Origin of the sequence: Sutterella sp. KLE1602 (genome assembly GCF_001578585.1) — a bacterium.
In the GTDB taxonomy this organism is placed as follows: Bacteria; Pseudomonadota; Gammaproteobacteria; order Burkholderiales; family Burkholderiaceae_F; genus Sutterella; species Sutterella wadsworthensis_A.
In genome coordinates, this window is the sequence record NZ_KQ968500.1 from 1 (window position 1) to 12,615 (window position 12,615).

Annotated in this window: 8 protein-coding genes; 6 read left to right on the plus strand and 2 right to left on the minus strand. The window is 63.4% G+C overall.

What is annotated here, in order from left to right:
• Nucleotides 1-112: 112 nt before the first annotated feature.
• On the minus strand, nt 113-1,291 hold the full coding sequence (gene ispF, locus HMPREF3036_RS02460; protein ID WP_062331218.1) for a 2-C-methyl-D-erythritol 2,4-cyclodiphosphate synthase: 1,179 nt from the start codon (nt 1,289-1,291) through the stop codon (nt 113-115).
• A 178-nt stretch (nt 1,292-1,469) separates the two neighbouring features.
• On the opposite strand from ispF, the gene HMPREF3036_RS02465 reads away from it, so the two are divergent.
• The 3 genes from HMPREF3036_RS02465 to HMPREF3036_RS02475 all read left to right on the plus strand — a co-directional run bounded on the left by HMPREF3036_RS02465 (nt 1,470) and on the right by HMPREF3036_RS02475 (nt 6,232).
• Entirely contained in the window at nt 1,470-3,119 is a 1,650-nt protein-coding gene (locus HMPREF3036_RS02465) for a Na/Pi cotransporter family protein (RefSeq protein WP_062331221.1), read from the plus strand.
• Between the two features lie 383 nt (nt 3,120-3,502).
• The gene (locus tag HMPREF3036_RS02470) at nt 3,503-4,756 is read left to right on the plus strand and encodes an OmpP1/FadL family transporter (protein ID WP_062331224.1); all 1,254 of its coding nucleotides are present in this window, start codon (nt 3,503-3,505) and stop codon (nt 4,754-4,756) included.
• A gap of 216 nt (nt 4,757-4,972) precedes the next feature.
• Nucleotides 4,973-6,232 (plus strand): OmpP1/FadL family transporter, encoded by a 1,260-nt coding sequence (locus tag HMPREF3036_RS02475; protein WP_082897321.1) that lies wholly within the window; start codon nt 4,973-4,975, stop codon nt 6,230-6,232.
• A gap of 3 nt (nt 6,233-6,235) precedes the next feature.
• Here HMPREF3036_RS02475 and HMPREF3036_RS02480 read toward each other — a convergent pair whose 3' ends face one another.
• The gene (locus HMPREF3036_RS02480) at nt 6,236-6,733 is read right to left on the minus strand and encodes a hypothetical protein (protein ID WP_156469721.1); all 498 of its coding nucleotides are present in this window, start codon (nt 6,731-6,733) and stop codon (nt 6,236-6,238) included.
• Nucleotides 6,734-6,893: 160 nt separating this feature from the next.
• On the opposite strand from HMPREF3036_RS02480, the gene mfd reads away from it, so the two are divergent.
• The 3 genes from mfd to HMPREF3036_RS02495 all read left to right on the plus strand — a co-directional run.
• A complete protein-coding gene (mfd, locus tag HMPREF3036_RS02485) occupies nt 6,894-10,364 on the plus strand; it encodes a transcription-repair coupling factor (protein ID WP_062331231.1) in 3,471 nt (1,156 codons plus the stop codon).
• Between the two features lie 27 nt (nt 10,365-10,391).
• Nucleotides 10,392-10,862: a CYTH domain-containing protein gene (locus HMPREF3036_RS02490; protein ID WP_005433052.1), complete on the plus strand. Its 471-nt coding sequence runs from the start codon at nt 10,392-10,394 to the stop codon at nt 10,860-10,862.
• 120 nt (nt 10,863-10,982) lie between these two features.
• Nucleotides 10,983-12,615 (plus strand): hypothetical protein (locus HMPREF3036_RS02495; RefSeq protein ID WP_156469722.1); only part of this gene is annotated, 1,633 nt, incomplete at its 3' end.

Consider the following 12,615-nt stretch of genomic DNA (forward strand, 5'->3'; position numbering starts at 1 on the left):
ACCCTGCCTTCGGGACTTTCACCCTGTAGAGATCACCCATGCGGGGCGCACCACGAAGGGGCCGCTCTCACGAGCGGCCCCTTTCCCTGTTGGGACGGGCTTCAGATTCGCCTCAAGCCATCCTGCTCATCAGCACGACGGCCTGAGCCATCATGCCCTCCATGCGTCCGACGGCGTCCATCCTCTCATTGGTCTTCGCCTTGACGTTGACCACCTCTTCGGAGACGCCAAGCGTCTCGGCGAGCGAGGCCCTGATGGCGGGCATGTGGGGGCCGATCTTCGGGCGTTCGGCCACGATCGTCGCGTCGCAGTTGACGACGGTCCAGCCCTTCTGTCTTGCGAGCGCCACGACGGCCCTGAGGAGCACGCGGCTGTCCGCGCCCTTCCACTTCGGATCCGAGGGCGGGAAGTGCTGTCCGATGTCGCCGAGGGCGGCAGCGCCGAGCACGGCGTCGGTCACGGCGTGCAGGAGCACGTCGGCGTCCGAGTGGCCGTCAAGGCCGAGTTCAAACGGAATCTGCACGCCGCCCAGAATGAGCGGACGGCCTTCGACCAATCGATGGGAATCGTATCCCTGACCTACGCGGAAGGGCACCACGGCGCCGTCTCCTAAGATGAGGCTCGCGAGCACGCCGTCGGCGGGTTCGGTCACCTTGATGTTGGTAGTGCGTCCCGGCACGATCCTGACGGGACGGCCGAGCCTCTCCATGGCGCTCGCCTCGTCGGTGATCCCCGCGAGGTCGCCCGAAAGCGCCTCGACGAGGTCGTGCACGCGGAACATCTGCGGGGTGGCCGCGCGCCACAGATCCGAGCGCGGCACCGTCTCGAGGATCATGCGGCTCTTGTCCGCACGCTTGATCGTGTCGGCGACGGGTACGGCGAGGATGCCGCCCGAGACACCGCCGTCGGCGAGCACCTCGTCGATGAGGCGGGCGGCCTCGCTCGGCTTCAGGCAGGGTCTCGCCGCATCATGCACGAGCACCCACGCGTCCCTTTCGAACCCTGCGTTGAGAAGGCCGTTGACGACCGACTCCGCACGCTCCCTGCCGCCGCAGCGCAGCACCCTGACGTTTTCAGGAAAGTGGCGCGCCACGTCGTCGATGTAGGGATCCGTCGGGCTCACGACCACGACGATCTCGCCCATGCGCTCGACGGCTCGAAGGGCACGCACCGTATGCACGAGCATCGCCTCCGAGCCGAACTTCATGTACTGCTTGGGAGAGCCGAGCCCCATGCGGCTGCCGACGCCGGCCGCGCACACGAGCCCGACCACCTTCGTGGCTTCACTCATCCGTTTCTCCTTCTTGTCCCGTGGCCTCCGCAGGCGAGGCAGGCCCTGATGGGCACATTGTACCGAGGCTTAGCTACAAAGCGTTTTCCCGCAGGAAGAGCACTTTGAACGGACCTTCCGCTAATATCGAAAGACATCCGCCTATTTTCAACACATTTTTCCACGGAGGCAGGCTTTTATGCAGTCGCTCATCCACATGGCCGGAGGCATCGCCCTCCTGCTCTGGGGAGCCTACATGGTCAAGACCGGGATGCTCCGCACCTTCGGTGTGGCCCTCAAGGACTTCCTCTCCGTCCGGCTCAAGAACCGGGCCATCGCCATGGCGTCGGGCACCACGCTCGCATCTCTTCTCCAGAGCTCCACCGCCGCCACGCTCATCGTGGCGAGCATTCAGGCCGAAGGCTTTCTCACCACCAACATGGCCTTCGCGACGATTCTCGGCGCCGACTTCGGTTCGGCCCTGATGACCCGCGTGCTCACCTTCGACCTTTCGTTCCTGTCGCCGCTCTTGATTTTCATCGGCACCTGCCTCTTCTTCATGCGCAAGGCGGACACGCGTCAGGGCCAGTTCGGCCGCATCCTGATCGGCCTGGGCATCATCATGCTTGCGCTCAGCCTCATCGTGGCCGCCACGATGCCGCTGCGCACGAGCACGGAGCTCGCGCCTCTCTTCCTCGAGATCTCCCACTCGCCGATCCTCGCCGTACTGCTCGGCCTGTGCCTCGGCTTCGGCTGCTTCTCGAGCCTTGCCGCCGTGATCATCACCTCAGGCCTCGTCACCGCAGGCGTCATCCCCGTCTCCACGGGCCTCTGGGTGGCGCTCGGCGCGGACATCGAAAGCACGATCCTTGCGCTCATGACCACGATGACCGCCTCGCGCATCGGCCGCCGCGGTCCGGTCGCCAACACGATGTGGCGCACCGTGACGCTTTCGTTCACGGCCCTGCTGCTCGCAACGTGCCCCTTCATCGCCGAGGGCTTCGGCGCGATCCCCGACAGCATCATCTACTTCCACGTCACGCTCAACCTGATCATCTCGGGCACGGGCCTCTTCATCATCAAGCCCTTCGCAAGGATTGCCGACCGCATCATCCCGGAAAAGAAGGCTGATGCCAAGACGGGCGGCGAGGCCGCAGACCTCTTCGCGAAGGAAAACCTGATCTCGAGCGGCATGTCCCTCAACGTTGCGCGCACGGAGCTGCAGCGCATCACGGGCGACGTGCGCAGCTTCTGGCACGACATCGAGATCATGCTCCGCATCAATCCCGCCGACGGCGAGATCCTCATCCTGCATGATCGCGGCAACTACATCAACCAACGCACGAGCACGATGACACGCTACCTCGGGCTCGTCATGCGCGGCCAGCTCACCACGGCCGAGGCGATCGAGTGGCAGTACCTCAAGAACGCCAACGGCAGCATCAAGGTCGCCCTCAACACGATCGACCGCATCATCACGGTCATCATGAACGAGAAGTGCCGCAAGAACCGCTCGTTCACGCCCGACGGCCTCAAGGAGCTTCAGGCCCTGCATCACCGGGTCGGCGTCTGCCTCGAGCAGCTTGCCATGATTCTCGCCGAGAAGGACCTTGAGAAGCGCCGCGCCCTCTGCAACACGCTCAACAACGAGCGCGAGGCGATCCTGCGCGACAGCTACGAGCTGACGCTGCGCCACATGGAGCGCGTCTCCCGCGGTCTGTCGGGCGCCATCGACACCTCCGCCCTGCACCTCGAGCTGCAGTCGCTCTTCAACCGCGTCGTCGGCATCATCGGTTCGGCCGCCTCCATGGACTACGGCACTCCCAACGATCCCGAACCTCAGGGCTGACACCCGCTCGAATCCCCGTCCAATGGCCCGGTCTTCATTGAAGCCAGGCCATTTTTGCACCCATTTCCCGAGGATCTTCGGGCCCGTTTCGGGCCCATTTCGGACCATTTTCAAAGTATTTCGGATTACCATGCCGCCCCTTCGGGGAAGGCTCATCGAGACGCTTCCCCTTGCATTCAATTGGAACACAGGGATTTACACGATTTCATTCACTTCAGCGAGCATCATCCGCGCGGATTAAGCCGCCCATCACTTAGGGTTAACCCTTTGAAAGATGATTCGTTTTCGGTCCTTTGATTCTTCAAAATTCCCTCAATTCATTTTTTCGACGGCGCCCGTCGCGGGACGCCTCGCTCAGACTTTCAATTGACAGGAGTTTTCCGTTGAAGAACCCGACTTTCAAGATTGCCGCCGCTGCGATGATGGTTGCCGGCGCCTTTGCCACCCAGACCTACGCCGCGGGCTTCCAGCTCTCCGAGCAGTCCGCCATCCAGATGGGCCGTGCCATGGCCGGCGCCGGCATCGTGGGTGACGACCTTTCCGCCGTTCACTACAATCCCGCCGGCATGACGCTTCTCTCCGGCACGCGCATGCAGGCGACGGGCACCTGGGTTGCGGTCAATCTTGACTACGAAAGCCATGACGGCTCCGTCACGGAAAACGGCCGTCTCAAGGGCCAGACCATTCCCGCCGGCTTCATCACCCACCAGATCAACGACAGCCTCTGGGCCGGCCTTGGCCTCACCGTCCCGTACGGCATGGGCACCGAATTCAATGAAAACTGGGGCGGCATGGACCGTGGCACCGAGTCCATGATCCTCACCTTCGACATCAACCCGAATCTGGCCTGGAAGGTCAACGACAAGCTCAGCGTCGGCGGCGGCATCTCGCTCCAGTACGCCAAGGCCGAACTCGGCTTCGGCTTCGACGTTCCGAGTTTCAAGACGGCAGCCCATGCCAACGTTAAGGGCGACAGCTGGGCCTGGGGCTGGAACGTGGGCATGATGTTCCAGCCTGTCGAGACCGTCCGCGTCGGCCTCGCCTATCGCTCTCACATCGCGCACAACGCCGACGGCCACACGACTCTCGACATCAACGGTATGCGTTCTCTGACCAGCGACATGAAGGTCCGCATCAAGACGCCCGACACAATCACGCTCTCCGCCACGTGGGAGGCCACCGATGCGCTCCGCCTCTCCGGTACAGCCCGCTGGTCCAAGTGGTCGAACTTCAAGTCCCTCTCTCTTGACAACAGCGGCTTTGGCTCCGCGCCTGCGATCGATCAGATCGCTGCTGCCCATTCGACCATCACCAACAATTGGGATGACACGTGGTTCTTCTCCGTCGGCGCCGACTACAAGCTCAACGGCCAGTGGACGGTCCGCGGCGGCGTGGCCTACGACCAGGGCCCCGTTGAAAACCAGTACCGCATGGCCGTCATTCCCGACACCGACCGCGTCTGGTTCTCGGGCGGCGCCTCCTACAAGTACACGGACAACCTGACGTTCGACTTCGGCGCCACCTACATCAAGGGCGTTGGCGACAAGGAACTCGTGTCCGTCAACGAGAAGGCCTCCGGCGAATTCAAGTCGCTCGACTCCTACATCTTCTCCGCCCAGATGCAGTACCTGTTCTAAGGTAGTCCTTCAGGATTAAAAAAGCACCAAAAACCCTCTCCCATAGGGCTTGACGGTGCTTTTCGTCTTTCAGGGGACTCATCATGCTGACGGATTAGCCCGCTTCTAAAACTCTGTTGCAATGTGTTAGGGTGCACACCTCGTTCGGGAAAACACGCATAAAAAGCCCGAAAAGCGACATGTGTCGCGCACTCCAATCCATACCAGGAGCAGATCTTGCATCAGAATTTCATCCGCGCCGCCGCTGCCGCCGCCGTGGCCGCCACCTTCTCCTCCGCCGCCGTTGCCGGCGGCTTCCAGCTGACGGAGCAGTCCGCTCTCGGTCTCGGCCGCGCCTACGCCGGCATGGGTGTCGACGGCACCGACGTCTCGGGCCTCTACTACAACCCGGCCACGATGACGCTTCACACGGGCACGCAGGCTCAGTTCGGCTTCGTCGGCGTCGGCCTCAACCTCGACTACAACAGCAAGGACGGCGGCTCCATCCATGACGAAAACGGCCGCAAGCAGCCCGAAGCCGTACCCAACCTCTTCCTTTCGCACCAGATCAATGACGTGACCTGGATCGGCTTCGGCTTCACGGTGCCGTTCGGCCTCTCCACCGAATATGACGACAACTGGGAACAGGCTTATGAGGGCACCGATGCCAAGATCAAGGTCTACGACTTCAACCCGACCTTTGCCTGGAAGCTTTCCGACAAATTCTCCCTCGGCGCCGGCGTCTCCTACCAGTACGTGAAGGCCAAGCTCGGCTTCAACAAGTCCGCAGTCTCGAACGGTTTCATCTCGAACGGTTTCATCTCCAACACCCACACCCGCCTAACCGGTGACGCCTGGGGCTGGAACGTCGGTGCCATGTGGACGCCTGTTGAAAACGTCCGCATCGGTGCCTCCTACCGCTCCGCAATCGGTCACACGGTCAACGGCGACCTCAATGTCACCGTGAACTCGACCGTGGATAATCAGGTCTTCTCCAAGGTCATCACCACGCCCGCCACCGTCTCGATGGACGCCCCCGCCTGGGCCATGCTCTCCGCCGCCTGGGACGTCAACGACTGGCTGAGCCTCTACGGCACCATGCGCTGGGCCGACTGGTCGAGCTTCAAGGCTCTGACGGTTGAAGCCGGCAAGTTCAGCTCCTCCCAACCCAAGAACTGGAAGGACACGTACCTCTACTCCGTCGGCTACGACGCCCGCATCAACAGCTTCTGGACGCTGCGCGGCGGCATCGCCTACGAAACGTCCACGATCGACGACAAGTACACGCGTACCGGCACGATTCCCGACGCCGACCGCTGGTGGTTCGCCATCGGCTCCTCCTTCCACTGGACGAAGGACTTCCAGACGGACGTGGGCTTCGCTCACCTGCACGGCGTGCATGAACGCAGCCTCTACAACTCCAAGCATGAGGAAATCGGCAAGTTCCGCAAGCTTGATGCCTACATCATCGGCATCCAGGGTCAGTACCGCTTCTAAGGTCTAGCCCGCGGCGAACTCCGCCGCATCCTGCACTCCGAATCCCGGCGTCTCCCAGACGCCGGGATTTTTGCTTTCGGGATACAGAAAATCGACAAGCAGCGTGCCGAGGTCGGCGCCCTCGGGCAGTGCGGGGCGCTCGAAGCCCTCGAATTCGGGGCAGTCGGTGAAGCCCGCGCTTCGGCAGAGGACTGCGGTATAGAGCGCAAGCCCCGTCTCCATGCTCGGACGAAGGCCGAAATGCTCGAGAAGAAGCGTGAGAAGCGCGAGGTCCTCGTCCCATAGAGTCTCGGGAGCGGGATGAAGGGAGGAGAGAAGGAGGACGGGAGACCTGTCGTCATGAAGGAGGCATTCGCCGGCCGTCGGGCGCGTGCTGTCGGCGTGAAGGCACGCAAGGTCCGTCACCTCTCCCTCGGTGAGAAGAAGCGGATCCACGGGCGTGCAGCGGATGAGTTCCTTCAAGCGCGCCGCATAACGTCTGCATCGATGAGCTCTCAGCATGGTCGGGCCTCCATCGGCCGCTCGCAGATCGGGCGGCCTTCACCTAATCCTACGGCATATCGGCCGAAGGTGTCGCCCCTCGCCTGTCGACCGCCCTCTGAGAGTCCTCCGGTTTGTGCTATCGTCACTTCCGACTCAAGACACAAAACGGAGCCCACACATGTTCAATAGCGCAATCCCAGACCTGATTTCCGAAGACATCTTCCGTTTCGGGCCCGGCGACAGGTACGCGCTGCCCATCGGCACGGCGGCACCCGACGCGCTCGCGCTCTCGCAGATGGCCGAGAAGTGCCGCACAAGGCATGAAAGACTCCTCGTCATCTGCGCCGATCCGCTCGACGCCGTGAGGCTCGGGCAGGAGATCCCTTGGTTCAGTCCCGAACTCGGCGTCAGAAGCCTCCCCGACTGGGAGACGCTCCCCTACGACGTGCTCTCCCCGCAGGAGGACATCGTCTCCGAGCGCCTTGAGACCCTCTACCGCATGACCTCGGGCACGAAGGGCCTCGACGTCGTGATCGCCTCCGCCGTCACGGCCGCCCAGCGCATGGCGCCCGTCGCCTACGTGGGCGCGAACACCTTCTTCTTCCGTCCCGGCGACACGCTCTCGGTCGAGGGCCTTCGCTCGAACCTCGCCGCCGCAGGCTACGCAGGCGTCAAGCAGGTGCTCGCGGCGGGTGAATTCGCCGTTCGCGGCAGCATCATCGACGTCTTCCCGATGGGCTCCGACAGGCCCTTCCGCCTCGACCTCTTCGACGACGAGATCGAGTCGATCCGCTGGTTCGACGTCGAGACGCAGCGCTCCATGGAGGCCGTCAACGAGATCAGGCTGCTTCCGGGCCACGAGTTCCCCGTGACGCCCGAGGCCGTCACGGGCTTCAGGCAGCGCTGGCGCACGCGCTTTGCAGGCGATCCGGGCAAAAGCCTCGTCTACCGCGACATCGGCAACGGGGTCCTGCCGCCGGGCATCGAATACTATCTGCCGCTCTTTTTCGAGCAGACGGCCACGCTGGCCGACTATCTGTCGGCGGGCACGCGCGTCGTGCTCGTGGGCGACGTGCAGACCGCGCTTGCTGGCTTCATGAAGGAGACGCTCTCGCGCCAGCGCATGCTCGAAACGGACGCGGACCGTCCCGCGATGAAGCCCGAGGAGCTCTGGCTCACGCCCGAAGCGTTCTTCACGAGCCTCTCGAAGTTCGCGCGCTTCACCTTCAGGCGCGAGGGAGCCCCCGAAGACGCGCTCGCCCTCAAGGGCGTTGCGGTCGACCGCAAGAGCCAGAACCCCGTCTCGAACCTCATCGCCTTCACGACGACCGAGAAGACGCGGGGCCGCCGCACGCTCATCGTTGCGACCTCGGTGGGCCGCATGGGCACGATGGGCGAGCTCTTCAGGGCGTCGGGCCTCGAATTCACGGAGTACGAAAACTGGGCGGACTTCCTCGCGGGCGACGCGCCCGTGGGCCTTGCGGCCGCGCCGCTCTTTGCGGGCAGCCTCCTTGAGAATCCCGGTACGGCGATCCTCACCGAAACCGAGCTCTATGCCGCCAGCCCGAGGCGTTCGCGTCTGCGCCGCAACCGCCAGTCGACCAACATCGAAATGATCGTGCGCGACGTCTCCGAACTCAAGATCGGGGATGCCGTCGTGCACCTAGAGCACGGCATCGGCCGCTATCAGGGGCTCGTGCACATGGACACGCCCGACGGAGAGGCCGAGCTTCTGCGCATCGACTACAAGAACGAGGCCAAGCTCTTCGTGCCGATCGCCAACCTCCACCTCATCTCACGCTACTCGGGCGCCGATCCCGAGAACGCCCCGCTGCACGCTCTCGGACGCGGCGACTGGGAAAAGGCGAGAAGGAAGGCGGCCGAGCAGGTCCGCGACACGGCGGCCGAGCTCCTGCACCTCTATGCGCTACGCGAGACCCGCAAGGGCGTCGTCTTCCCCATCGACATCAGCGACTACGAGGCCTTCTGCGAGGGCTTTGCATTCGACGAGACGCCCGACCAGGCGGCCGCCATCGGCGCCGTCCTCAACGACATGACGACGGGCAAGACGATGGACCGCCTTGTCTGCGGCGACGTGGGCTTCGGCAAGACCGAAGTCGCGCTGCGCGCGGCCTTCGTCGCCGTCTCGGCGGGCCGGCAGGTGGCCGTGCTCTGCCCGACGACCCTGCTCGCCGAGCAGCATGCCCAGACCTTCCGCGACCGATTCGCGCCCTGGCCCGTGCGCGTCGCCGAGCTCTCCCGCTTCAGAACGGGCAAAGAGACGACGAAGGCGCTCGAAGGCATCGCCGACGGCACGGTCGACATCGTGATCGGCACGCACAAGCTTCTTACCGACAAGGTGTCCTTCAAGCGCCTCGGCCTCGTCATCATCGACGAGGAACACCGCTTCGGCGTTCGCCAGAAGGAGACGCTCAGGAAGCTGCGCGCCGAGGTCGACGTCCTCACGCTCACGGCCACGCCGATCCCGCGCACGCTCTCGATGAGCCTCGAAGGCATCCGCGACTTCTCCGTCATCGCGACAGCCCCCGAGCGCCGTCTGGCGGTCAAGACCTTTGTGCACGCCGAGGAGCCGGGCCTCATCCGCGAGGCCGTCATCCGCGAACTCAAGCGCGGCGGCCAGGTCTACTTCCTGCACAACGAGGTGGAGACGATCGAGAACCGTCGCGAGCAGCTCGCCACGCTGATTCCCGAAGCACGCATCGCCGTCGCGCACGGACAGATGAGCGAGCGCGAGCTTGAGCACATCATGCGCGAGTTCTACCAGCAGCGCTACAACCTGCTCCTCTGCACGACCATCATCGAGACGGGCATCGACGTCCCGACCGCCAACACGATCATCATGCAGCGGGCTGACAAGCTCGGCCTCGCACAGCTCCATCAGTTGCGCGGCCGCGTCGGCCGAAGCCACCATCAGGCCTACGCCTACCTGCTCACCCCGCCCTCGGGCGCCACGACGAAGCAGGCGAAGCAGCGCCTCGAAGCCATCCAGTCCCTTGAGGAACTCGGCAGCGGCTTCTACCTCGCCATGCACGACCTCGAGATCCGAGGCGCGGGCGAAGTGCTAGGCGAACACCAGTCGGGCGAGATCGCCGAGGTCGGGTTCGACCTCTACAGCCGCATGCTCGCCAATGCCGTCAAGGCACTCAAGCGCGGAGAACTTCCCGACTTCACGGAGCCCCTCGTGCCGACCACGGAAATCTCGCTCCATGCGCCCGCACTGCTGCCGAGCAGCTACGTCTCGGACGTCTCGCAACGCCTCGGCTTCTACAAGGAGCTCTCGTCCGCGACGAGTGTCGAGGACATCATCCGCACGACCGAATCGCTCGCCGACCGCTACGGCAAGCTTCCCGAGGCCGCGCAGAGACTCACTCAGATCCACAGGCTGCGCCTTCGCTGCGAAGCGCTCGGCGTGCGCAAGATCGACTGCGCCGACACGGCGACCGTCATCACATTCACGGCAAGGCCCGCCGTCGAGCCGATGGCACTCATCCGCTTCCTGCAGTCGAGGAAGGACGCCCGCATGCTCGGGCCCGACAAGCTGAGGATCGACTCGGGCGGCGCAACGCCCGAAAATCGCCTCGCACTCGTGCAGACCGTGCTCGCGGCGCTCGAAGCGCCAGGTCGATGAACTGAATCGAATGGAGGGACCGGAATCATGGGCATTGAAATCGAACGCAAGTTTCTCGTGAAGTCGGACGGCTGGCGGAAGCTCGGCTGCGCCGTGCGCTACGCTCAGGGCTACCTCTGCAGCGACAGGAACCGCACGGTGCGCGTGCGAACCGTGGGCGACAAGGGCTTTCTCACGGTCAAGGGACGCGGAAGCGGCATCGCGCATCCCGAGTACGAGTACGAGATCCCGTACAACGAGGCCCGGACCATGCTCGACGAACTCGCCGAAAAGCCCGTCATCGCCAAAACCCGCACGAAGATTCCGTTTGCGGGCTTCGTCTGGGAGGTGGACGAATTCTTCGGCGACAACGAGGGCCTCGTCATGGCCGAGATCGAGCTGCCATCCGTGGATGCTTCCTTCGAGAAGCCCGAGTGGATCGGCGAGGAGGTGACGGGCGATCCGCGCTACTACAACTCGATGCTCGCAAGGAATCCGTACAAAAACTGGCGGCGCTGATCCCAAAAACAAGCAGTGCCCAACCCGCGCAATCTCAGGCATTACCCTGCCAAGCACGCGAATGCCGGCGATTTGTCGCATACTTTCAGTCTGGCAGTTTTTTCAATCGAAGGATTCCCCATGCAGGTACCTCAAACCGAATCGCCCTCCGAGTTCACGACTTCCGCCGTTCTGACCGCCTACAAGGCGCTTCCCGAATCGCTGCGCCCCTTCTATGCGCACATCCACTGCGGATCCGCCGCCATCGTCGCCGCACTCGGCCTGACGGCTGAAGACAACAACGTTCTGGAGACTGCCGTCAAGGCCATCGGAGACCTTGCCGACGATGCGGAAGCCTTCGACCGTGACGCGGCCGCCGAGAGCGGAACCCTCGCAGACATGATTCGCGAGCTCGCGGGAACGCTCGGAGACGACAGCAATCCGCTCGTCGTCTCGCTCGACGTCATCTGGGGCGCGATTTCCTCCTCGTCCATCGTCACCGGCGCGGATCCCGACGACGATGAGGATCCCATCGAGCACTATCTCTACGACAACAGCGACCTCACGGGGCTCATGGGCGCCTACTGGGACCTTCAGGGGGTTCTCGAGATCATGTTCGGCGAACTCGGCATGAACGCCGACTTCCGGGGCAGCCTCATCGAACTTCCGACCGAGGCCGCTAGCGTCGCCGAGCTCAACAAGAGCCTGCAGCGCCTTTCGTCGAGTTCCCGCGCCTGCTTTGCGTGGTGCCACAACAGGATCGTCTCGGTGCTTCGAGACCTCTCGAACGACGACCCGAAGGTTCTCGAGAAAAACCTTGAGAGTTCCGGCATTCAGCCGCTTTTCATTCCGGCCGTGCTCAGGCAGTTCAACGAGTCCCGCACGGCAAGCGACGTGCTCGCCGCAGTCTCCAGCCGCTTCTCGCCCTTCGACCGAGAGCTCGATGCCGTTTTCGAGCAGTTCTGGAACCTTCAGCGCGCCGTGAGCCAGAAGGCCGACCATCCCGCCAGAGTCGCTCTTGCCCTTCTCGTCTCCGCCCTGGCCGCCATGCTCGACTGTCGTCCCGAAGACATCGACTCCCGCGCGAGCTCCCGTCTCGCGGAGTCTGACGATCTTGCGGCCTCCGACCGGGGACTCGCCCTCCATCTGGCCGGCATCGTCGCCGGCGTGGAACTCGTCGAATCCGACGACCCCGTGATGCAGATGTGCAGAAGCTTCGACGAGGCATGCGAAAGTGCCGAAGCGAATCAGGACATCTGTCTTCCGCTCTCATGCGCACTCACCGCCGTCAATCATTTCCTGAAGGACGAGGCCGCCGCAAAGGAACACTTCAAGAAGCTCCATCTGGCAGACGCCACTACCGAAACCTTCCTTCCCAGCCTTGCCACGCTTTCGGAATTCCTCGTGCATCACACACCCGAGAAGGACGACGGCTCCCTTCTCAAGAAGCACTTCGCCCCCGTCATCGAAGGCGATTACGATGGCCCCACTGCAGGCGAACACTACGCGAAGCTTCTCAGCGAGACACTTTCCAGGATGGACGAAGAGAGCCGCGCTCTTTTCACGGCGTCTTTCCTCACGCTGGGCTACCTGATGAGCGGCATCTTCGCCCGCACGCCTGAGGAAATCGAGGAATTCTTCAAGCAGGCGTTCCCCGGATTCATCGTCGATCCGATCATCGCCATGTGCATGTCCATCCTGCCCGCCGCCTCCAAGCTCGCGGTCGAGGCCACGGAAAAGGTCAATAACCCCCGCCTAAAGGCGGAGGCTTCAA